General features: G+C 54.6%; 18 protein-coding genes and 1 riboswitch. Of the genes, 4 read left to right on the forward strand and 14 right to left on the reverse strand.

Going from position 1 to position 23509, the window contains the following annotated elements:
* Positions 1 to 109: 109 nt before the first annotated feature.
* Positions 110 to 925, forward strand: a complete 816-nt coding sequence (gene djlA, locus QUF14_RS00310; protein WP_001200573.1) for a co-chaperone DjlA — start codon at positions 110 to 112, stop codon at positions 923 to 925.
* A gap of 112 nt (positions 926 to 1037) precedes the next feature.
* On the opposite strand, the gene rluA is transcribed toward djlA, so the two are convergent.
* The 6 genes from rluA to araB all read right to left on the reverse strand — a co-directional run bounded on the left by rluA (position 1038) and on the right by araB (position 11228).
* The gene (rluA, locus tag QUF14_RS00315) at positions 1038 to 1697 is read right to left on the reverse strand and encodes a bifunctional tRNA pseudouridine(32) synthase/23S rRNA pseudouridine(746) synthase RluA (RefSeq protein WP_000525176.1); all 660 of its coding nucleotides are present in this window, start codon (positions 1695 to 1697) and stop codon (positions 1038 to 1040) included.
* An 11-nt stretch (positions 1698 to 1708) separates the two neighbouring features.
* Complete coding sequence (gene rapA / locus QUF14_RS00320; protein ID WP_001117011.1) at positions 1709 to 4615, reverse strand: RNA polymerase-associated protein RapA; 2907 nt, start codon at positions 4613 to 4615, stop codon at positions 1709 to 1711.
* A 163-nt stretch (positions 4616 to 4778) separates the two neighbouring features.
* Positions 4779 to 7130, reverse strand: coding sequence for a DNA polymerase II (gene polB, locus QUF14_RS00325; RefSeq protein ID WP_100733641.1), 2352 nt, complete (start codon positions 7128 to 7130; stop codon positions 4779 to 4781).
* Positions 7131 to 7204: 74 nt separating this feature from the next.
* Positions 7205 to 7900, reverse strand: coding sequence for an L-ribulose-5-phosphate 4-epimerase (araD, locus tag QUF14_RS00330; RefSeq protein ID WP_000888658.1), 696 nt, complete (start codon positions 7898 to 7900; stop codon positions 7205 to 7207).
* A gap of 114 nt (positions 7901 to 8014) precedes the next feature.
* On the reverse strand, positions 8015 to 9517 hold the full coding sequence (araA, locus tag QUF14_RS00335; RefSeq protein ID WP_000151727.1) for an L-arabinose isomerase: 1503 nt from the start codon (positions 9515 to 9517) through the stop codon (positions 8015 to 8017).
* A 10-nt stretch (positions 9518 to 9527) separates the two neighbouring features.
* Positions 9528 to 11228 (reverse strand): ribulokinase, encoded by a 1701-nt coding sequence (gene araB / locus QUF14_RS00340; protein ID WP_000951834.1) that lies wholly within the window; start codon positions 11226 to 11228, stop codon positions 9528 to 9530.
* A gap of 338 nt (positions 11229 to 11566) precedes the next feature.
* Between araB and araC the strand changes: the two genes are divergently transcribed.
* Both araC and QUF14_RS00350 read left to right on the forward strand, forming a co-directional pair.
* Positions 11567 to 12445, forward strand: coding sequence for an arabinose operon transcriptional regulator AraC (gene araC, locus QUF14_RS00345; RefSeq protein WP_001300811.1), 879 nt, complete (start codon positions 11567 to 11569; stop codon positions 12443 to 12445).
* Between the two features lie 85 nt (positions 12446 to 12530).
* Positions 12531 to 13295, forward strand: a complete 765-nt coding sequence (locus QUF14_RS00350) for a DedA family protein (RefSeq protein ID WP_001148409.1) — start codon at positions 12531 to 12533, stop codon at positions 13293 to 13295.
* Between the two features lie 112 nt (positions 13296 to 13407).
* On the opposite strand, the gene thiQ is transcribed toward QUF14_RS00350, so the two are convergent.
* From thiQ to sgrR, 4 genes are all read right to left on the reverse strand, one after another.
* Entirely contained in the window at positions 13408 to 14106 is a 699-nt protein-coding gene (gene thiQ / locus QUF14_RS00355; RefSeq protein WP_000916276.1) for a thiamine ABC transporter ATP-binding protein ThiQ, read from the reverse strand.
* Positions 14090 to 15700 carry a thiamine/thiamine pyrophosphate ABC transporter permease ThiP gene (gene thiP / locus QUF14_RS00360; protein ID WP_000235660.1) on the reverse strand — a complete coding sequence of 537 codons (1611 nt, stop codon included), beginning with the start codon at positions 15698 to 15700 and terminating at the stop codon, positions 14090 to 14092. The genes thiQ and thiP overlap by 17 nt, the downstream gene beginning before the upstream one ends.
* The gene (gene thiB, locus QUF14_RS00365; RefSeq protein ID WP_024212240.1) at positions 15676 to 16659 is read right to left on the reverse strand and encodes a thiamine ABC transporter substrate binding subunit; all 984 of its coding nucleotides are present in this window, start codon (positions 16657 to 16659) and stop codon (positions 15676 to 15678) included. The genes thiP and thiB overlap by 25 nt, the downstream gene beginning before the upstream one ends.
* Positions 16660 to 16689: 30 nt before the next feature.
* Positions 16690 to 16789: riboswitch (TPP riboswitch) on the reverse strand.
* Between the two features lie 33 nt (positions 16790 to 16822).
* Entirely contained in the window at positions 16823 to 18478 is a 1656-nt protein-coding gene (sgrR, locus tag QUF14_RS00370; RefSeq protein WP_100733639.1) for a DNA-binding transcriptional regulator SgrR, read from the reverse strand.
* Between the two features lie 88 nt (positions 18479 to 18566).
* On the opposite strand from sgrR, the gene sgrT reads away from it, so the two are divergent.
* Positions 18567 to 18698, forward strand: a complete 132-nt coding sequence (sgrT, locus tag QUF14_RS00375; protein WP_001248768.1) for a glucose uptake inhibitor SgrT — start codon at positions 18567 to 18569, stop codon at positions 18696 to 18698.
* Between the two features lie 107 nt (positions 18699 to 18805).
* Here the strand turns inward: sgrT and leuD are convergent, their stop codons facing one another.
* The 4 genes from leuD to leuA are packed head-to-tail and all read right to left on the reverse strand — an operon-like array spanning position 18806 to position 23487.
* On the reverse strand, positions 18806 to 19411 hold the full coding sequence (gene leuD / locus QUF14_RS00380) for a 3-isopropylmalate dehydratase small subunit (protein ID WP_000818223.1): 606 nt from the start codon (positions 19409 to 19411) through the stop codon (positions 18806 to 18808).
* 10 nt (positions 19412 to 19421) lie between these two features.
* On the reverse strand, positions 19422 to 20822 hold the full coding sequence (gene leuC / locus QUF14_RS00385) for a 3-isopropylmalate dehydratase large subunit (protein ID WP_001140645.1): 1401 nt from the start codon (positions 20820 to 20822) through the stop codon (positions 19422 to 19424).
* A 2-nt stretch (positions 20823 to 20824) separates the two neighbouring features.
* Positions 20825 to 21916, reverse strand: coding sequence for a 3-isopropylmalate dehydrogenase (leuB, locus tag QUF14_RS00390; RefSeq protein WP_000042368.1), 1092 nt, complete (start codon positions 21914 to 21916; stop codon positions 20825 to 20827).
* The gene (leuA, locus tag QUF14_RS00395) at positions 21916 to 23487 is read right to left on the reverse strand and encodes a 2-isopropylmalate synthase (protein WP_000082846.1); all 1572 of its coding nucleotides are present in this window, start codon (positions 23485 to 23487) and stop codon (positions 21916 to 21918) included. Before leuA ends, leuB begins: the two co-directional genes overlap by 1 nt.
* Between the last annotated feature and the right edge of the window lie 22 nt (positions 23488 to 23509).

Raw genomic sequence — 23509 nt, forward strand, 5'->3', positions numbered from 1 at the left:
ATGCAAATTATAGGCGATGTCCCACAATTGACCGCAGCCGGAAAACGGTAAAAGCACCTTTATATTGTGGGAGATAGCCCTGATATCCGTGTGTCGATTTGGGGAATATATGCAGTATTGGGGAAAAATCATTGGCGTGGCCGTGGCCTTACTGATGGGCGGCGGCTTTTGGGGCGTAGTGTTAGGCCTGTTAATTGGCCATATGTTTGATAAAGCCCGTAGCCGTAAAATGGCGTGGTTCGCCAACCAGCGTGAGCGTCAGGCGCTGTTTTTTGCCACCACTTTTGAAGTGATGGGGCATTTAACCAAATCCAAAGGTCGCGTCACGGAGGCTGATATTCATATCGCCAGCCAGTTGATGGACCGAATGAACCTTCATGGCGCTTCCCGTACTGCGGCGCAAAATGCGTTCCGGGTTGGAAAATCAGACAATTACCCACTGCGCGAAAAGATGCGCCAGTTTCGCAGTGTCTGCTTTGGTCGTTTTGACTTAATTCGTATGTTTCTGGAGATCCAGATTCAGGCGGCGTTTGCTGATGGTTCGCTGCATCCGAATGAACGGGCGGTGCTGTATGTCATTGCTGAAGAATTAGGGATCTCCCGTGCCCAGTTTGACCAGTTTTTGCGCATGATGCAGGGCGGTGCACAGTTTGGCGGCGGTTATCAGCAGCAATCTGGCGGTGGTAACTGGCAGCAAGCGCAGCGTGGCCCGACGCTGGAAGATGCCTGTAATGTGCTGGGTGTGAAGCCGACGGATGATGCGACCACCATCAAACGTGCCTACCGTAAGCTGATGAGTGAACACCATCCCGATAAGCTGGTGGCGAAAGGTTTGCCGCCTGAGATGATGGAGATGGCGAAGCAGAAAGCGCAGGAAATTCAGCAGGCCTATGAGCTGATAAAGCAGCAGAAAGGGTTTAAATAAGTTTCAAATTGTAGGCCGGATAAGACGCGGCCCGCGCCGCATCCGGCGGCACAAATTGCCGGATGCGGCGTGAACGCCTTCTCCTGCCTACCTAATCGCGCTAGCGAGACTATTAAAAATCCGCTGGCGCTTTAAACGTCATACTATTGCCATACGCCGGATGGGTAATCGTCAGCATCTCTGCATGTAGTAACAAACGCGGTGCCATAGCTCTCGCTTCTGGTGATGCATAAAAACGATCGCCGAGAATCGGATGACCCAGCGCCAACATATGCACACGCAGCTGATGCGAACGCCCGGTAATCGGTTTTAACACCACTCTTGCCGTGTTATCCGCTGCATACTCCACCACTTCATATTCCGTCTGCGCAGGCTTGCCCGTTTCGTAACAGACTTTCTGTTTTGGGCGGTTTGGCCAGTCGCAAATCAGCGGCAGATCTACCAGACCTTCTGCAGGGGATGGATGCCCCCAGACGCGGGCCACATACTGCTTTTTCGGCTCGCGCTCGCGGAACTGGCGTTTTAACTCCCGCTCCGCGGCTTTGGTCAGCGCCACTACAATCACGCCACTGGTAGCCATATCCAGACGATGCACCGATTCCGCCTGCGGATAATCACGCTGAATGCGTGTCATCACGCTGTCTTTGTGCTCTTCCAGACGACCCGGCACAGACAACAAACCGCTCGGCTTGTTGACCACCATAATATGGTCATCCTGATACAGGATAACCAACCAGGGTTCCTGCGGTGGATTGTAGTTTTCCATCCCCATTTTCGGCTCCGTTACTGATGCGTCACAACGATCAAACGCAGGGCATCCAGACGCCAGCCTGCCTGATCCAGACTTTCCATTACCTGCTGACGGTTGCTCTCAATAGCGGTCAGTTCGTCGTCACGAATGTTCGGGTTCACTGCGCGCAGCGCTTCCAGACGAGACAGCTCGGCAGACAGTTTTTCGTCGGCTTCGTTACGTGCTGCATCAATCAATGCACGGGCAGATTTCTCGATCTGCGCTTCACCCAGCTGAAGGATAGCGTGAACATCTTGCTGCACGGCATTAACCAGCTTGCTGCCAGTGTGGCGGTTAACCGCGTTAAGCTGACGGTTAAAGGTTTCAAACTCCACCTGCGCCGCCAGGTTGTTGCCATTTTTATCCAGCAGCATACGTACCGGCGTCGGCGGCAGGAAGCGGTTGAGCTGCAACTGCTTCGGAGCCTGGGCTTCAACGACATAAATCAATTCCACCAACAGCGTACCTACCGGCAACGCTTTGTTTTTCAACAGTGAAATCGTGCTGCTACCGGTATCGCCAGAGAGGATCAGATCCAGACCGTTGCGGATCAGCGGATGCTCCCAGGTAATAAACTGCGCATCTTCACGCGCCAGCGCTACCTCACGGTCGAAGGTGATGGTGATGCCATCTTCCGACAGGCCCGGGAAGTCCGGCACCAGCATATGATCGGACGGCGTCAGCACGATCATGTTGTCGCCGCGATCGTCCTGATTGATACCGATAATATCGAACAGGTTCATGGCGAAGGCGATCAGATTGGTATCGTCATCCTGCTCTTCAATGCTTTCTGCCAGTGCCTGGGCTTTTTCGCCACCGTTGGAGTGGATCTCCAGCAGGCGGTCACGACCCTGTTCCAGCTGTGCCTTCAACGCCTCGTGCTGCTCGCGGCAGTTTTTGATCAGATCGTCAAAGCCTTCGGTTTGATCCGGTGAGGCCAGGTAGTTAATCAGATCGTTATACACGCTATCGTAGATAGTGCGTCCGGTCGGGCAGGTGTGCTCGAATGCATCCAGACCTTCGTGATACCAGCGCACCAGTACCGACTGAGCGGTTTTTTCCAGATAAGGCACATGGATCTGAATATCGTGTGCCTGACCGATACGATCCAGACGACCAATACGCTGCTCCAGCAGATCCGGGTTGAACGGCAGATCGAACATTACCATGTGGCTGGCGAACTGGAAGTTACGCCCTTCAGAACCGATTTCCGAACACAGCAGCACCTGCGCGCCGGTGTCTTCTTCGGCAAACCATGCCGCAGCGCGGTCACGCTCAATAATCGACATGCCTTCGTGGAACACCGCGGCGCGGATACCTTCACGCTCACGCAGTACCTGCTCCAGTTGCAGCGCGGTAGCGGCTTTAGCGCAGATCACCAGCACTTTCTGAGAGCGATGGCTGGTCAGGTAGCCCATCAGCCACTCAACGCGCGGATCGAAGTTCCACCAGGTGGCGTTATCGCCTTCAAATTCCTGATAAATACGCTCCGGGTAGAGCATATCGCGAGCGCGATCTTCCGCACTTTTACGTGCGCCCATAATGCCGGACACTTTAATCGCCGTCTGATACTGCGTCGGCAGCGGCAGTTTAATAGTGTGTAGCTCGCGTTTCGGGAAGCCTTTAACGCCGTTACGCGTGTTACGGAACAGCACGCGGCTGGTGCCGTGGCGATCCATCAGCATCGAAACCAGTTCCTGACGGGCGCTCTGGGCATCTTCGCTGTCGCTGTTTGCCGCCTGCAGCAACGGCTCGATATCCTGCTCGCCGATCATCTCGCCAAGCATGTTCAGTTCATCATTGCTCAGTTTGTTACCTGCCAGCAGCATGGCAACGGCATCTGCTACCGGACGATAATTTTTCTGCTCTTCAACGAACTGCGCGAAATCGTGGAAACGGTTCGGGTCCAGCAGACGCAGACGGGCGAAGTGGCTTTCCATCCCCAGTTGTTCCGGGGTCGCAGTCAGCAGCAGAACGCCGGGCACATGCTCTGCCAGTTGTTCAATGGCCTGATATTCACGGCTCGGCGCATCTTCGCTCCACACCAGGTGATGCGCTTCATCGACCACCAGCAGGTCCCATTCGGCTTCACAGAGATGTTCCAGACGCTGTTTGCTACGACGGGCAAAATCCAGCGAGCAAATGACCAGCTGTTCGGTGTCGAACGGGTTGTAAGCATCGTGCTGAGCTTCGGCATAACGCTCATCATCAAACAGCGCAAAGCGCAGGTTGAAACGGCGCAGCATTTCTACCAGCCACTGATGCTGTAAGGTTTCCGGGACGATAATCAGTACACGTTCAGCAGCGCCAGAGAGCAACTGCTGATGCAGGATCATCCCGGCTTCAATGGTTTTCCCTAAACCCACTTCGTCAGCCAGCAGGACGCGCGGCGCATGGCGGCGCCCAACATCATGAGCGATGTTGAGCTGATGCGGGATCAGACTGGTACGCTGACCGCGCAGGCCGCTGTACGGCATACGGAACTGTTCGCTGGAATATTTACGTGCGCGATAACGCAGCGCAAAGCGGTCCATACGGTCAATCTGCCCGGCAAACAGACGGTCCTGCGGTTTGCTGAACACCAGTTTGCTATCAAGGAAAACTTCACGCAGGGCTACGCCGGACTCTTCAGTATCCAGGCGAGTACCGATATAGGTCAGCAAGCCATTTTCTTCTTTTACTTCTTCGACTTGCATCTGCCAGCCGTCGTGGCTGGTAATAGTATCACCAGGGTTGAACATCACGCGGGTCACGGGGGAATCACTGCGTGCGTACAGACGGTTTTCACCAGTAGATGGGAAAAGTAAAGTGACAGTTCGCGCATCCACCGCGACAACGGTTCCAAGTCCCAATTCGCTTTCTGTATCGCTGATCCAGCGTTGACCAAGTGTAAAAGGCATATGTGTTCGGCTCTATATCTTTAATTGCAGGCAATAACCACCCGCTACCGTGCTTATGAGGTAGTGGTGTTATTCAGGTCCAGGAATGGAAAGGGCGCTATGGTACTGGATGGCAAAGCATTCGTCACGCATCAAAATGGTATCTGGCGAACTCTTTTTTTGCTCAAAATAGTCCAAGTTGCCCGGTCATAAGTGTAGCAAAATTATCCTCAATAAAAGGGAGTATTCCCTCCGCCACGGGTTGTAGCTGGCGGGTCAGATAGTGTTCGTAATCCAGCGGTGAACGTTGGTAGTCCAGCGGCTCCGGGCCGTTGGTGGTCCAGACGTACTTAATGGTGCCGCGGTTCTGATATTGCAAGGGGCGACCACGCTTTTGGTTTTCTTCATCCGCAAGACGTGCGGCGCGTACATGAGGCGGCACATTACGCTGGTATTCGCTCAGTGGACGGCGAAGGCGTTTACGGTAAACCAGCCGCGCATCCAGTTCACCCGCCATCAGTTTGTCGATGGTTTCGCGAACGTATTCCTGATATGGCTCGTTGCGGAAGATACGTAGATATAGCTCCTGCTGAAACTGCTGGGCCAGCGGTGTCCAGTCGGTGCGCACGGTTTCCAGCCCTTTAAACACCATCCGCTGCTTATCGCCCTCCTGAATCAGCCCGGCATACCGTTTTTTACTGCCGGTATCGGCTCCGCGAATGGTTGGCATCAGAAAACGGCAGAAATGGGTTTCATACTCCAGTTCTAATGCGCTGGTCAGCCGTTGCTGTTGCAACGTTTCTGCCCACCAGGCGTTAACGTGCTGCACCAGTGCACGACCGATTTTCGCCGCTTCTTCTTCGGAGTGCGCGCCTTTCAGCCAGACAAACGTTGAGTCAGTATCGCCGTAGATTACGTCATAGCCCTGCGCTTCAATCAACGCTTTGGTTTGCCGCATGATCTGATGACCACGCATAGTGATTGACGACGCCAGGCGGGGATCGAAGAAGCGACAGGCGGTAGTCCCGAGCACGCCATAAAAGACATTCATGATGATCTTCAGCGCCTGCGACAGTGGCTTATTGCCCTGGCGTTTGGCTTCATCGCGCCCGTGCCAGATGTTAGTCACAATCTCCGGCAGGCAATGTTTCTCCCGCGAGAACCAGGCATCGATAAATCCTTCGGTACTGTGCTCTGGATCAGGCTGCGCCATACCTTCTACCAGTCCGACGGGATCAATCAGAAAGGTGCGGATGATCGACGGGTACAGGCTTTTATAGTCCAGCACCAGCACCGAATCATAAAGCCCAGGCCGCGAATCCATCACATAGCCGCCAGGGCTGGCGTGCGGCGGCACTTCACCGAAGTTAGGCGCGACATAACCAGCACGATGCATTCGCGGAAAATAGAGATGACCAAACGCCGCCACCGATCCCCCGTGCCGATCTACTGGGAGGCCGTTCACCGTCGCCCGTTCGAGTAGAAACGGCATGATTTCAGTTTTGTGGAAGATCTGCGTCACCAGCTCGCAATCTTTCAGGTTATAAGTCGCCAGGGCAGGTTTATCTTCGGCGAAACGGCGGTCAATTTCGTCCATCCGATCCCACGGGTTATCGATAGATTTTCCTTCGCCTAATAACTCCTGAGCGACGGTTTCCAGCGAGAATGAAGAGAAATTCCAGAATGCAGATTTCAGCGCCTCGATACCGTCGATAATTAGCCGACCTTTAGCCTGGGCAAAAAACACACCGTTTTTAAAGCCATGCTCGCGCCACTCCAGCTCACTGTTATCGCGCCCCAGACGCAGTGGAATACGGTAGCGCTCGGCATGTTTTTGCAGCATTCGCAGATCGAACTGCACCACGTTCCAGCCGATGATCACATCAGGATCGTGGTTAGCAAACCAGGCGTTGAGTTTTTCCAGCAGCTGCGGACGACTGGCGACGTACTCCAGTTCGAAATCAAGCGCGGAGACATCGCCATTCTCCGGCCCCAGCATATAAACGATGCGCTGCCCGCAGCCTTCCAGACCGATGCAGTACAGTTCACCGTGGCGGGTGGTTTCAATATCAATAGAAACCCACTTGAGCGGCGGGCGGTAGTCGGGATGCGGTTTCAGACGGGCATTAACGATAGCGCCATTGCGCACATCACCCTCGACCCACACCGGAGAGGTGATAAACCGCTCCATCAGATAGCGTTCCGGCGGGCGCACATCGGCCTCGTAGACGGTAACGCCACCTTCACGCAGGCGCTTTTCGTAATTCATTAACTGGCGATGGGCGCGACAGTAAAGGCCATACACCGGCTGGCGATGAAAATCCTTTAACGCCAGCGGCGTCAGGCGAAAGCCTTGTTCACCCTGCAAAATATGCTGGGCGCGGGGAACCTGATCGGCGGGAATAAACGCCACGGACTCTTGCGGTGCAAGCGTAACCTGCAACGGCCCGTTGTCCGTCGCCAGCCAGAAGGAGACCTCTGTCCCTTGCGGGGTGTCCCGCCAGTGTCGGGTTAAGATAAAACCTGCCTGCGCCACGCTTAAATTCCAATAAAAAACCAGGCTTGATTATAGCCTGGTTTCGTTTGATTGGCTGTGGTTTTATACAGTCATTACTGCCCGTAATATGCCTTCGCACCATGCTTACGCAGATAGTGTTTATCCAGCAATGTTTGCTGCATATCCGGTAACTGCGGAGCAAGCTGGCGGCAGAAAATCCCCATATAAGCGACTTCTTCCAGCACGATGGCGTTATGCACTGCGTCTTCAGCGTTTTTACCCCATGCAAACGGGCCGTGAGAATGGACCAGAACGCCAGGCATTTGCGCTGCGTCGATACCCTGTTTTTCGAAAGTTTCAACGATGACGTTACCGGTTTCCCACTCATATTCGCCGTTGATTTCTGCGTCGGTCATTTTGCGAGTGCAGGGAATGGTGCCGTAGAAATAGTCGGCGTGGGTGGTGCCGGTTGCCGGAATTGACTGGCCCGCCTGCGCCCAGATGGTGGCGTGGCGCGAGTGCGTATGCACAATGCCGCCAATGGACGGGAATGCCTGATAGAGCAGCCGGTGAGTTGGCGTGTCGGAGGAGGGCTTTTTCGTACCTTCTACCACTTCACCGGTTTCGATGCTGACCACGACCATATCGTCAGCGGTCATGATGCTGTAATCGACGCCGGAAGGTTTGATTACAAAGACGCCGCGCTCGCGATCAACGGCGCTGACGTTGCCCCAGGTCAGCGTGACCAGGTTGTGTTTTGGCAGCGCCAGGTTGGCTTCTAAAACCTGACGTTTGAGATCTTCTAACATGTTGACTCCTTCGTGCCGGATGCGCTTTGCTTATCCGGCCTACAAAATCGGAACGTGTAGGCCAGATAAGACGCGTCAGCGTCGCATCAGGCGTTACATACCTGATGCGGCTACTTAGCGACGAAATCCGTAATACACTTCGTTCCAGCGCAGTGCATCTTTAAACGCTGGCAGGCGGGTGTCGTTATCAATCACCGTGATTTCAATGTCGTGCATCTCGGCAAACTGGCGCATATCGTTGAGGTTCAACGCATGGCTGAAGACGGTGTGGTGCGCGCCACCAGCAAGGATCCACGCTTCGGAAGCGGTTGGTAGATCCGGCTGCGCTTTCCACAGCGCATTCGCCACCGGCAGTTTCGGCAGGGTGTGCGGCGTTTTCACCGTGTCGATGCAGTTAACCAGCAGACGGTAACGATCGCCGAGATCAATCAGGCTGGCGACAATGGCCGGACCGGTTTGGGTGTTGAAGATTAGGCGGGCCGGGTCGTCTTTACCACCAATACCGAGGTGCTGAACGTCGAGGATCGGTTTCTCTTCTGCGGCGATCGACGGGCAGACTTCCAGCATGTGGGAGCCGAGCACCAGGTCATTACCTTTCTCGAAGTGGTAGGTATAGTCCTCCATAAAAGAGGTGCCGCCCTGCAGACCGGTTGACATCACCTTCATGATGCGAAGCAGGGCGGCAGTTTTCCAGTCGCCTTCGCCCGCAAAGCCGTAGCCCTGCTGCATCAGACGCTGCACGGCCAGGCCTGGAAGCTGCTTCAGACCGTGCAAATCTTCAAAGGTGGTGGTGAACGCATGGAAGCCACCTTGTTCCAGGAAACGCTTCATCCCCAGCTCAATACGCGCAGCTTCCAGCACGTTCTGCCGTTTTTCGCCGTGGATTTGTGTCGCAGGCGTCATGGTGTAGCAGCTTTCGTACTCATCGACCAGCGCGTTAACATCGCCATCGCTGATGGAGTTCACCACCTGCACCAGATCGCCAACCGCCCAGGTATTGACGGAGAAACCGAATTTGATTTGTGCGGCAACTTTATCGCCATCGGTAACCGCTACTTCACGCATGTTATCGCCAAAGCGGCAAACTTTCAGATGACGGGTATCCTGTTTAGAGACCGCCTGACGCATCCATGAGCCGATACGCTCATGTGCCTGTTTATCCTGCCAGTGACCGGTAACGACAGCATGTTGCTGACGCATACGCGCGCCAATAAAGCCGAACTCGCGACCGCCATGTGCAGTCTGGTTCAGGTTCATAAAGTCCATATCGATGCTATCCCACGGCAGCGCCGCGTTGAACTGGGTGTGGAATTGCAGCAACGGTTTGTTGAGCATGGTCAGGCCGTTAATCCACATTTTGGCTGGAGAGAAGGTGTGCAGCCATACCACCAGACCTGCACAACGATCGTCGTAATTCGCGTCGCGGCAAATAGCGGTGATTTCATCCGGCGTGGTGCCCAGCGGTTTCAGCACCAGTTTGCAGGGCAGTTTCGCTTCCGTATTCAGCGCATTAACGACGTGCTCGGCATGTTGGGTGACCTGACGCAGGGTTTCCGGGCCATACAGATGCTGGCTGCCAATTACAAACCACACTTCATAATTATCAAAAATCGTCATTGTCGTGTCCTTATAGAGTCGGAACGGCCTGGGCAGCCTGTGCCGGGGCGGAAGTTGGAAGATAGTGTTGTTCGGCGCTCATCGCCCATTGCTGATAGCGGCGATAAAGCTGTTCAAAGCGTTGTGCCTGTTCGCTGCGCGGTTGCAGGGTTTTCTCTACCGCACTGGCCATTTTTTGCTGGGCTGATGGGATGTCTGCGTGCACTTTCGCGGCGACGGCAGCGAAAATCGCCGCACCGAGCGCACAGCACTGGTCAGAGGCAACAATTTGCAGCGGGCGATTCAGCACGTCGCAGCAGGCCTGCATAATGACCTGGTTTTTCCGCGCGATGCCGCCCAGCGCCATCACGTTATTAACGGCGATCCCCTGATCGGTAAAGCACTCCATGATTGCGCGTGCGCCAAAGGCGGTGGCAGCAATCAAACCGCCGAACAGCAGCGGAGCGTCGGTAGCGAGGTTCAGATCGGTAATCACCCCTTTCAGGCGTTGGTTAGCGTTCGGTGTGCGGCGGCCGTTAAACCAGTCGAGCACCACCGGCAGGTGATCCAGAGACGGATTTTTGGCCCATGCTTCGGTCAGCGCCGGAAGCAGTTGTTTCTGGCTGGCGTTGATTTGCTCTTTCAGTTCCGGATGCTGGGCGGCAAGCTGTTCCAGCGGCCAGCCGAGTACGCGACCGAACCAGGCGTAGATATCACCAAACGCCGACTGACCTGCTTCCAGACCGATAAATCCAGGCACCACGCTGCCATCAACCTGACCGCAAATACCTTTCACTGCCCGCTCACCAACGCTCTGTTTGTCGGCAATCAGAATGTCGCAGGTCGAAGTACCAATAACTTTTACTAACGCGTTAGGCTGTGCGCCCGCGCCGACTGCGCCCATATGGCAGTCAAACGCGCCGCCGGAAATCACCACGCTTTCAGGCAGGCCGAGACGCTGTGCCCATTCCGGGCATAACGTGCCCACCGGAATATCGGCAGTCCAGGTGTCAGTGAACAGCGGGGAAGGCAAATGGCGATTGAGGATTGGGTCCAGCTCATCAAAGAAACTGGCTGGCGGCAGGCCGCCCCAGCTTTCGTGCCATAGCGACTTATGCCCGGCGCTGCAACGTCCGCGACGAATATCCTGCGGGCGCGTGGTACCGGAAAGCAGAGCTGGCACCCAGTCGCACAGCTCAATCCACGATGCGGCAGATTGCGCCACGGCGCTGTCCTGGCGAGTCACATGCAGTATTTTTGCCCAGAACCATTCGCTGGAATAAATACCGCCAATATAGCGGGAGTAGTCAACTTTGCCCGGCGCGTGACACAAACGGGTGATCTCTTCCGCTTCTTCAACCGCGGTGTGGTCTTTCCACAATACGAACATCGCGTTCGGGTTTTCGGCAAACTCCGGGCGCAGCGCCAGTACATTACCGTCGGCATCAATCGGTGCGGGCGTTGAGCCGGTTGTGTCTACGCCAATCCCGACCACGGTTGCGCGCTGTTCGGCACTAAGCGCTGCCAGCACGGTTTTCAGCGCCGCTTCCATTGACTCAATGTAGTCACGCGGATGATGACGGAACTGGTTATTTGGGGCATCACAAAATTGCCCTTTCTGCCAACGGGGATACCACTCTACGCTGGTGGCGATCTCTTCACCGGTGGCGCAGTCCACCGCCAAAGCTCGCACAGAATCACTGCCAAAATCGAGGCCAATTGCAATCGCCATCGTTTCACTCCATCCAAAAAAACGGGTATGGAGAAACAGTAGAGAGTTGCGAAAAAAAGCGTCAGGTAGGATCCGCTAATCTTATGGATAAAAATGCTATGGCATAGCAAAGTGTGACGCCGTGCAAATAATCAATGTGGACTTTTCTGCCGTGATTATAGACACTTTTGTTACGCGTTTTTGTCATGGCTTTGGTCCCGCTTTGTTACAGAATGCTTTTAATAAGCGGGGTTACCGGTTGGATTAGCGAGAAGAGCCAGTAAAAGACGCAGTGACGGCAATGTCTAATGCAATATGGACAATTGGTTTCTTCTCTGAATGGCGGGAGTATGAAAAGTATGGCTGAAGCGCAAAATGATCCCCTGCTGCCGGGATACTCGTTTAACGCCCATCTGGTGGCGGGTTTAACGCCGATTGAGGCCAACGGATATCTCGATTTTTTTATCGACCGACCACTGGGAATGAAGGGTTATATTCTCAATCTCACCATACGCGGCCAGGGGGTGGTGAAAAATCAGGGACGAGAATTTGTCTGCCGACCGGGTGATATTTTGCTGTTCCCGCCAGGAGAGATTCATCACTACGGTCGTCATCCGGAGGCTCGCGAATGGTATCACCAGTGGGTTTACTTTCGTCCGCGCGCCTACTGGCATGAATGGCTTAACTGGCCGTCGATATTTGCCAATACCGGTTTCTTTCGCCCGGATGAAGCGCACCAGCCGCATTTCAGCGACCTGTTTGGGCAAATCATTAACGCCGGGCAAGGGGAAGGGCGCTATTCGGAGCTGCTGGCGATAAATCTGCTTGAGCAATTGTTACTGCGGCGCATGGAAGCAATTAACGAGTCGCTCCATCCACCGATGGATAATCGGGTACGCGAGGCTTGTCAGTACATCAGCGATCACCTGGCAGACAGCAATTTTGATATCGCCAGCGTCGCACAGCATGTTTGCCTGTCGCCGTCGCGTCTGTCACATCTGTTCCGCCAGCAGTTAGGAATTAGCGTCTTAAGCTGGCGCGAGGACCAACGCATCAGCCAGGCGAAGCTGCTTTTGAGCACCACACGGATGCCTATCGCCACTGTCGGTCGCAATGTTGGCTTTGACGATCAACTCTATTTCTCGCGGGTATTTAAAAAATGCACCGGGGCCAGTCCGAGCGAGTTCCGTGCCGGTTGTGAAGAAAAAGTGAATGATGTAGCCGTCAAGTTGTCATAATTGGTAACGAATCAGACAATTGACGGCTTGACGGAGTAGCATAGGGTTTGCAGAATCCCTGCTTCGTCCATTTGACAGGCACATTATGCAAGCATTGCTGGAACACTTTATTACCCAATCCACCGTGTATTCATTGATGGCGGTGGTGTTGGTGGCCTTTCTGGAGTCGCTGGCGCTGGTCGGTTTGATTTTACCCGGTACGGTGCTAATGGCGGGACTGGGGGCGCTGATTGGCAGTGGCGAGTTAAGTTTCTGGCACGCCTGGCTGGCAGGGATCGTCGGTTGCCTGCTGGGCGACTGGATCTCCTTCTGGCTGGGCTGGCGTTTTAAAAAGCCGTTGCATCGCTGGTCATTTCTGAAGAAGAACAAAGCATTACTCGATAAAACTGAACATGCGTTGCATCAACACAGCATGTTTACCATTCTGGTCGGTCGTTTTGTCGGCCCGACGCGTCCGCTGGTGCCAATGGTGGCGGGAATGTTGGATCTCCCGGTGGCGAAATTTATTACGCCAAATATTATCGGCTGCCTGTTATGGCCTCCGTTTTACTTCCTGCCGGGGATTCTGGCAGGCGCGGCGATTGATATTCCTGCCGGGATGCAGAGCGGTGAATTTAAGTGGTTGCTGCTGGCAACAGCGGTGTTTTTGTGGGTTGGCGGCTGGCTGTGTTGGCGGTTATGGCGCAGCGGCAAGGTAACTGATCGTTTAAGTCATTATTTGTCGCGCGGTCATTTGTTGTGGTTGACACCGTTGATTTCTGCCGTCGGTGTAGTGGCGCTGGTAGTGTTAATTCGCCACCCGTTGATGCCGGTATATATCGATATTTTGCGGAAAGTGGTTGGGGTTTAGGGGATAGTCTGTGCGGGTTGCCTGATGCGACGCTTGCCGCGTCTTATCAGGCCTACAAAACGCACTGTCCGTAGGTCGGATAAGGCGTTCACGCCGCATCCGACAGTGCATACTAACCCGTAATCCCCAATATTGCCGAAGCACTCGCCTTACCGCTCAACAATTCTTCAGTCTTACCCTGCCAGGCGATGCGCCCGTCAGCGACCACCACCGAGCGTGTGGCGATCCGCGCCGCATCTTCCACACTGTGCGACACCATCAATAGCGTCATTTTTTGCTGCTGGCAGCTCGTGCTCACCAGCGTCAGCATCTCCTGACGTAACGCCGGATCGAGCGCAGAGAACGGTTCATCGAGCAATAAAATCGGCTGTTCGCGCACCAGACAACGCGCTAACGCCACGCGCTGTCGCTGACCGCCAGAAAGCTCGCCCGGTAATCGCGCCATTAAATTATCAATCCCCATCTGGCGGGCGATAGCATGCATTTTCTCCTGCTGCGCCGCGTTCAGTTTCAAGCCCGGATTTAGCCCCAGCCCGATGTTCTGCGCGACCGTCAGGTGACTGAACAGGTTGTTCTCCTGAAACAGCATCGATACCGGACGGCGTGACGGCGGCGTAGTGGTGTGATCAATACCATCGATAGTCAGCGAACCGCTGGCTGGCGTCAGAAAACCGGCGATCAAATTCAGCAGGGTACTTTTACCCGCGCCGCTTGGCCCGAGGATCGCCACCTGCTCGCCGCGTTCCACCGTTAAGCTAAAACGCATCGGCAAATGGTGATAAAGCCAGGTGATATCAGTCAGTTTTAACATTTCGCCCCGGTAGTTTTTCAATCACAGTAAACAGCAGAAAACAGAGTAGCAGCAGAATTAACGCGGTCACCGCGCCGTCCTGGCTGCGATAGGAGCCAATTTGCTGGTAGAGATAAAACGGCAGGGTGCGGAAATCATCGTTACCGAACAACGCCACCACGCCAAAATCACCAATCGACAGCACACACGCAAAGGCCAGCGCCTGCGCCAGCGGACGTTTCAGGGCGCGCAGCTCCACCACTTTTAAGCGCGACCAGCCTTCAATGCCCAGCGACTGACAAAGCATGCTATAGCGGGCAGTGATATCGCGCATCGGGTTTTCCAGCACTTTCAGCGCATAAGGGATGGCCATTAACGCATTGGTGAAAATCACGATGCCGTAAGCAGATTGTGGCAGGCCGATGGTGTTGTTGAGCAGTAAAAAGAAGCCCGTTGCCAGCACAATCCCCGGCATGGCGAGGATCAGCATTCCGCTCATCTCCAGCGCCTGACCCGCCAGCATTTTTTGCCGTGCCCGCAATTCGCGACTGCTCCATAGCAGCATCATGGTCAGCACCACGCATAATACGCCTGCCGCCAGCGCAATACGCAACGAGGTCCACAGCGCCTGCCACAGCACCGGCTGCGCCAGCACTTCCGGCAACTGGCGATTTACCCCATCGACAATCACCGCCAGTAACGGTGGCAGCAACAGCAACAGCGCCAGCACAATTAACACCGTGTCGCAAATGCGGCTATGCAGACGATCGTCCGGGTCGCGCCAGCCTTGCAGCAGCGTGGTGCCGGGCGCAATGGCCTTACTTAGTCGCTGACTCAACAGCACCAGCCCAAGGCAACACACCATCTGGATCAGCGCCAGCATCGCCGCGCGGGCGGGATCGTAGTCGTAACTCAGCGCCTGATAGATTGCCAGCTCGATAGTGGTCGCCTGCGGACCGCCGCCCAGCGATAGCACGGTGGCGAAGCTGGCGAAACAGAGCATAAAGATAAGCGCGGCAACCGGCGGGATTTGACGCCGTAACCACGGCCATTCGACGAAGCGGAAAAAATGCCAGCCGCGCATCCCAAGCTGGGCGGCAAGCTGACGTTGTTCGCCGGGAATGTTTTCCAGTGCCTGGAGTAATAAGCGGCTCGCCATCGGCAGATTAAAAAATACGTGCGCCAGCAAAATACCTTGCAGGCCGTAGGGCGAAAAGGTCCACTCCAGACCGAGCGATTGGCAGAGTGATGCCAGCCAGCCCTGGCGACCATAGACGCTAAGAATGCCGAAAACAGCAACCAGCACCGGGAGGATCAAGGTCATTGCGCACAGACGCAACAGCGCCAGCCGACCCGGAAAGCGCCTGCGATAGAGCGCGCGGGCGAGGAATATCGCGGGTACGACAGAGAGCAGCGCCGAGAGAAACGCCTGCCAGAAGGAGAAGCGCACCACATGCCACAGGTAGCTGTCCTGCCAGATTGCCATCCAGTCACCCTGCGGCGCGTTCCACCACAGGGCGAGAAATGCCGCCAGTGCAACCGCCACCACAAGCGTAGCGGCGCTTACGCCTGGAATTAACCAGCCGGGAATTAACGGCTGACGGCGCGTTGCCATTCGCTAATCCATGCCTGACGTTGTGCCGCCACCTCGGCTGGCGTGAACTCCAGCGTGGTTGCCGGTTTGGTCAATTTTTCAAAACCGGCAGGCAGCGTGACGTTTGCCACCGGATACATCCAGTTGCCGGTTGGGATCGCATTCTGAAAAGCCGGAGAAACCATAAACTGGAGGAATTTTTGCGCCAGCTCCGGCTGTTTACTGGCAGCGGTGCGGGCGGCGACTTCCACTTGCAAATAGTGACCTTCGCTGAAGTTCGCGGCGGCGTAGTTATCTTTCTTCTCTTCGAGAATGTGATAAGCCGGAGAAGTGGTGTAACTCAGTACCAGATCGCTTTCGCCTTTTAAAAACAGGCCGTAGGCTTCGCTCCAGCCTTTGGTGACCGTGACCGTTTTCTTCGCCAGTTTCTGCCAGGCTTGTGGGGCGTCATCGCCATAGACTTTTTGCATCCACAACAGCAGACCCAGCCCCGGCGTGCTGGTGCGCGGATCCTGATAAATCACCCGCCAGTTTTGATCGCTTTCAACCAATTCTTTCAGGCTTTGCGGCGGATTTTTCAGTTTGTTCTTGTCATAGACGAAGGCGAAATAGCCGTAATCAAACGGGACGAAAGTGTCATTATTCCAGCCGCCGGGAACGTTAACGGCATCCGCTGCCACACCGCTTTTAGCAAACAGCCCGGTTTTGCTGGCGGCATCTAACAGATTGTTATCCAGCCCCAGCACCACATCGGCTTTACTGTTTTTGCCTTCCATCCGCAGACGGTTGAGAAGCGAAACGCCATCTTCCAGCGCCACCAGTTTCAGTTCGCAATTACAGTCGGCTTCAAAGGCTTTTTTCACCACCGGACCTGGCCCCCAGTCGGCGGCGAAGGAGTCGTAGGTATAAACAGTCAGAACGGGTTTAGCGAAAGCTGGTGCTGTACAGAGCAACAGCAGGGGAAGATATTTATTTAACACTTTGCACCTCAAAGAAGAGTGGCAAAGGACTTGAGAAGGAGCCTCAAATCCCTTCGCCGGCGTTATCCGGATCAGGTTCGACGGGTATTTTCTCAGCGCACGCGGCAGCGTGGCACCCCGTTGAGAACGGCGTTAGTGTAGTGATTTTGTTATCAACCAGCAATCATGGATCCGGCGGCGCAAACCACGCGGATTTAAAATCGAACCAGCCAAGGGTGTTCATACGCAGACCGCGCATACTGCGTTGCCCCTGAATGATCAGCCAGTGGTGGATAAGTGGCACCATTGCTTTACTGGCGACCAGTTGCTGGCACCAGTTCGCCAGGTTCATTTCGCCATTGCGCCAGCGGGCGGCGTCGGCTTGCCAGTCGATCGGAATACAGTATTGTAGCAGCGGCACTTCGCACAAATGTGCGAACAGCGAAAAATCCAGCGGCAGCGTAAAGTTGGCGCTGTTAAGCCAGATATCGCTCTCGATCTCTCCTTCGTGCCACTGATCATAGCTGATCTCTTTAATTTCAAGTGTGACCTGATGACTTGCCAGAATCTGCTGCATGATCCTGGCAATCACCCGATGCTCAATATGATCCTGATAAAAGGTCAGGGTGAGGCTTTCCAGCCCGGCAGGTTTTTCGCACTGCGCCGGGTGGGCATGATGCCAGCGGGGGAGCAGTCCATAAGCCGGAAACCAGAGTTGCTGGTATTGTTCCTCGGCGAAATAGACCAGATTAGTTGGAGAAAGCACATAACTTACCCAGTCCCTGACTTGCTGATTCGCCCCACGGTGGGTGCGGCTGTCGAACAGTAAATAGTAGCAACCTTCCTCCAGCCGACTTTCAATCTCTTTTTCCTCGCCTTGCGGCCCTTTTAGCATCAGCCCTCCGGCTGGCTCGTCGGCAATTTCCGGCAGAACCCAGACGTTAACTTCGTCGATTAATGCCCGGTAACCGAAGAAGTCATCGAATGCCTGAATTTTCAGTTGATTGGTGCTGTTGCGGATCACCGCATACGGACCGGTGCCGATGGGATGGCTGGCAAAGTTACTGAGGGTTTCCCATTCTCGTGGCAGGATCATCGCCGGAACTTGCCCCAGCAGTAACGGTAACCAGCGGTCCGGTTGCGTGAGATGGATATCCAGCGTCCAGGGCGTCGGCGACACAATGTCCGCAATATGCGAATAGAGCGGCAGCGTATTGATTCGTTTTAAAGAGGCGATCACATCGTCCATTTCCAGTTCACGACCATGATGAAAATGGACTCCTGGACGCAAAAAGAAGCGCCAGTGAAGCGGTGATATTTGCTGCCAGTGGTGGGCGATGTCTGCTTCCAGTTCCCCATTTTCCTCATTTATGCGCGTTAGCGAACTGAAGATTTGCCGGGCGATATGGGTTTCGGAACGGCGCAATGCACTGCCGGGCAGCAGATTGCGCAACGGACGATAGTAGAGCACGCGCAGGATGTGCCGCCCCTGACGGAAGGTACGCCCCAGATGAGAAACCAGCATTTGCCGCACAGCCGCTTTGTCGCCAACCAGTTGCACCAACTGATCGATACGATCCTGCTCCAGTAAGTCTTCCGCCCGCTGTTGCTGAAGCGCCAGCCCGGTATAGAGGAATGTTAAACGTGAGCGTTTACCGCGCCCGACCTCCGCTTCCCACGTCAGCCAGCCGCGATCCTGCATGGTATTGAGCAGGGTGCGCATATGACGACGGGAGCAGCTCAATAACTCCGCTAGTTCGTTGAGCGTTGTGTCCTGCGATTTACCCTCGCAGCATTGCCACAGGCGGATGAACTGTTGTTGCAGACGAGCGGATGGCATAAAAGGGGAACTCCTGCGCAAAAGACAGCAATTTTATTTTCCCTATATTAAGTCAATAATTCCTAACGATGAAGCAAGGAGGTGCCCCATGCGTCAGTTTTATCAGCACTATTTTACCGCGACAGCGAAGTTGTGCTGGTTGCGTTGGTTAAGCGTCCCACAACGATTAACCATGCTTGAAGAGCTGATGCAGTGGGAGGGGAGTCATTCTGACTACTGATTTGCGGACATCATGTGTGACTGAGTATTGGTGTTAATCGCCACGCCAGCAGTGATTATCTGCTGGCTTTTTTCTTTTTGGCGATTGAGTGCCGGACGGTTTACAAACTAACGCATAAATGCCGGTTGCTTCTCTTCATAAGACGCAATAGCGTCGTCGTGCTGCAGGGTCAGGCCGATGCTGTCCAGACCGTTCATCATGCAGTGGCGGCGGAAGGCATCAATGGCAAAGCGATAAGTTTTCTCACCCGCTTTCACCTCTTGCGCTTCCAGGTCTACATCAAAATGAATCCCCGGATTGGCTTTCACCAGCGCAAACAGCTCATCCACTTCTGCATCGCTTAATTTCACCGGCAGCAGCTGGTTGTTAAAGCTATTGCCGTAGAAGATGTCAGCAAAACTCGGCGCAATCACCACCTTAAAACCGTAATCGGTCAATGCCCACGGCGCATGCTCACGCGAGGAACCGCAGCCGAAGTTTTCTCGTGCCAGCAAAATGGAAGCGCCCTGATATTGCGGGAAGTTCAGCACGAAGTCCGGGTTTGGCTGTTGGCCTTTTTCATCCAGAAAACGCCAGTCGTTAAACAGATGCGCGCCAAAACCTGTACGGGTCACTTTCTGCAAAAACTGTTTCGGGATGATTGCATCGGTATCGACATTGGCGGCATCCAGTGGAACCACCAGGCCTGTATGTTTGATAAATTTCTCTGCCATGGTGTGCTCCTTATTTAATGTTGCGAATGTCGGCGAAATGTCCGGTCACAGCAGCAGCGGCAGCCATTGCCGGGCTGACCAGATGCGTGCGCCCGCCACGCCCCTGGCGGCCTTCAAAGTTACGGTTGCTGGTGGAGGCACAACGCTCACCCGGATTCAGGCGGTCGTTGTTCATCGCCAGACACATTGAGCAACCGGGTAAACGCCATTCAAAACCAGCTTCAATAAAGATTTTGTCCAGACCTTCCGCTTCCGCCTGTGCTTTTACCGGGCCAGAGCCGGGAACCACCAGTGCCTGCACGCCCGGTGCGACTTTCCGGCCTTTGGCGATTTCAGCCGCCGCGCGTAAATCTTCAATGCGCGAGTTGGTGCAGGAACCGATAAACACTTTGTCGATAGCCACTTCGGTCAGCGGAATACCCGGTTTCAGCCCCATATAGGCCAGCGCTTTTTCTGCCGACGCGCGTTCAACCGGATCGGCAAACGAAGCCGGATCGGGAATGTTATCGTTCACGGAGATCACCTGACCGGGGTTAGTTCCCCATGTTACCTGCGGGGCGATCTCTTCTGCTTGCAGAGTGACAACGGTATCGAAAGTTGCGCCTTCGTCGGTTTGCAGAGTTTTCCAGTAGGCAACGGCGTCGTCGAAATCTTTACCTTTCGGCGCATGCAGACGGCCTTTAACATAGTTAAAGGTGGTTTCGTCCGGCGCAACCAGACCGGCTTTTGCGCCCATTTCGATTGCCATGTTGCACAGGGTCATACGACCTTCCATGCTTAAATCACGGATTGCTTCGCCGCAAAACTCCACCACATGCCCGGTACCGCCAGCGCTGCCGGTTTTACCGATAATCGCCAGCACAATATCTTTCGCGGTAATGCCCGGCGCAGCTTTGCCCTGGACTTCAATTTTCATGGTTTTCGCGCGCCCCTGTTTCAGGGTCTGCGTTGCCAGTACGTGTTCGACCTCGGATGTACCGATACCAAAGGCCAGTGCACCAAACGCCCCGTGGGTGGCGGTATGTGAGTCGCCGCAGACAATGGTCATTCCTGGTAAGGTGACGCCCTGTTCCGGCCCCATTACGTGGACAATCCCCTGATACGGGTGATTCAGGTCATACAGCTCGACGCCAAACTCTTTGCAGTTTTTGATCAGCTCCTGCATCTGGATGCGCGCCATTTCACCGCAGGCATTAATGTCTTTAGTCTGAGTCGAGACGTTGTGATCCATGGTGGCGAAGGTTTTGCCCGGCTGACGTACCGGGCGACCGTGGGCGCGCAGACCATCGAACGCCTGCGGTGAGGTCACTTCATGTACCAGATGACGGTCGATATATAACAGCGGGGTTTCGTTTTCGGCTTCGTACACTACGTGAGCGTCGAATAATTTTTCGTATAACGTCTTAGCCATGATTACACCCCTTCTGCCACATAGCGGGCAATGATATCGCCCATTTCATCGGTACTAACGGCGGCAGCGCCACGGGCTAAATCCCCGGTGCGAATGCCTTCTTCTAACGCGCGGTTAATGGCGCGTTCAATGGCGGAAGCCGCATCATCGGCATCCAGGCTGTAACGCAGCAGCAGCGCCAGCGACAGAATTTGTGCAATCGGGTTGGCGATGTTTTTGCCTGCGATATCGGGTGCCGAGCCGCCCGCCGGTTCATACAGACCAAAACCTTGCTCGTTCAGGCTGGCGGAAGGCAACATGCCCATCGAGCCTGTGATCATCGCGCATTCATCAGACAGAATGTCGCCAAACAGGTTGGAGCACAGCAGTACGTCAAACTGCGACGGATCTTTAATCAGCTGCATGGTAGCGTTGTCGATGTACATATGCGCCAGTTCGACATCCGGATACTCCGTGGCGATCTCGTTAACAATCTCCCGCCATAAAATAGAGGATTGCAGCACATTGGCTTTGTCGATTGAGGTGACTTTGCGACGACGCTTGCGGGCAGATTCAAACGCGATACGGGCAATGCGCTCGATCTCAAAACGGTGATACACCTCGGTATCAAACGCTTTTTCATATTGTCCACTACCTTCGCGGCCTTTTGGTTGACCGAAATAGATGCCGCCGGTCAGTTCGCGCACACACAGGATGTCGAAGCCGTTAGCGGCAATGTCAGCACGTAGCGGACAGAATGCTTCCAGCCCCTGATACAGTTTTGCCGGACGCAGGTTGCTGAATAATTTGAAGTGCTTACGCAAAGGCAACAGCGCGCCGCGTTCTGGTTGCTGGTCTGGCGGCAAATGTTCCCATTTCGGGCCGCCCACCGAGCCAAACAGCACGGCATCGGCTTGCTCACAACCTTCAACCGTCGCAGGCGGCAGCGGCTGCCCGTGGTTATCAATGGCTGCGCCGCCTACATCGTAATGGCTGGTGGTGATACGCATCGCAAAGCGGTTACGCACGGCATCCAGCACTTTCAGTGCCTGGGTCATCACTTCCGGCCCGATCCCATCTCCGGGTAAAACGGCAATATGGTAATTCTTCGACATCACACGGTTTCCTTGTTGTTTTCGTTGTGTTGAGCTTTGCGTTGCAACTCTTTTTCGACTTCTGCGGCGCGCCAGATATTGTTCAGTACGTGCACCATGGCTTTGGCGGAGGACTCGACAATATCGGTGGCCAGGCCGACGCCGTGGAAGCGGCGACCGTTGTAGTTAGCGACGATATCCACCTGACCCAGCGCATCTTTACCGTGGCCTTTGGCGGTCAGGCTGTATTTCACCAGTTCGACGTTATAGTCAGTGATGCGGTTAATCGCCTGATAGACGGCATCGACCGGACCATTACCGTTGGCAGCTTCCGCTTTAACTTCCTCGCCACAGGCAAGTTTGACGGCGGCAGTGGCAATATCGTTAGAACCAGACTGCACGCTGAAGTAATCCAGACGGAAATGCTCCGGCTCTTCTTGCTGCTTACCGATGAAGGCCAGCGCCTCCAGATCGTAATCAAACACCTGACCTTTTTTGTCCGCCAGCTTCAGGAAGGCATCGTACAAATTGTCTAAATTATATTCACTTTCTTTATACCCCATCTCATCCATGCGGTGTTTTACTGCCGCACGACCGGAACGAGAGGTCAGATTCAGCTGGATTTGGTTCAGACCAATAGATTCTGGTGTCATGATTTCGTAGTTTTCGCGGTTTTTCAGCACGCCATCCTGGTGGATACCGGAGGAGTGTGCGAATGCGCCGCTGCCAACAATGGCTTTGTTTGCCGGGATCGGCATATTACAAATCTGGCTAACTAACTGGCTGGTGCGCCATATTTCCTGGTGATTAATGGCGGTATGAACGTTGAGAATATCCTTACGAACTTTGATCGCCATGATCACTTCTTCCAGCGAACAGTTACCGGCTCGCTCGCCGATCCCATTCATTGCACCTTCCACCTGGCGCGCTCCGGCATGTACCGCCGCCAGTGAGTTGCCAACTGCCAGGCCTAAATCGTCGTGGGTATGTACGGAGATAATGGCTTTGTCGATGTTAGGCACGCGTTCATACAGGCCGCTGATGATTCCGGCGAACTCAAACGGCATGGTGTAGCCCACGGTGTCCGGAATGTTGATGGTGGTGGCACCGGCGTTAATCGCCGCTTCAACCACGCGCGCCAGATCGGCAATGGGTGTGCGTCCGGCATCTTCGCAAGAAAATTCAACATCATCGGTGTAATTACGGGCGCGTTTCACCATATAGATAGCGCGTTCAATCACTTCGTCCAGCGTGCTGCGCAGCTTGGTGGCGATGTGCATTGGCGAAGTGGCAATAAAGGTATGGATACGGAAGGCTTCGGCAACTTTCAGAGATTCAGCTGCCACGTCGATATCCTTTTCCACGCAGCGAGCTAACGCACATACGCGGCTGTTTTTGACCTGGCGGGCGATGGTCTGCACCGATTCGAAATCGCCCGGCGAAGAGACGGGGAAACCGACTTCCATCACGTCAACACCCATACGCTCAAGGGCCAGCGCAATTTGCAGTTTTTCTTTCACACTCAAGCTTGCCTGTAACGCCTGTTCACCGTCGCGCAATGTGGTATCGAAAATAATGACTTGCTGGCTCATGGTTTGGGTCCTTGTCTCTTTT

The sequence above is a fragment of the Escherichia sp. HH091_1A genome (genome assembly GCF_030295175.1).
GTDB lineage: Bacteria > Pseudomonadota > Gammaproteobacteria > Enterobacterales > Enterobacteriaceae > Escherichia > Escherichia coli_F.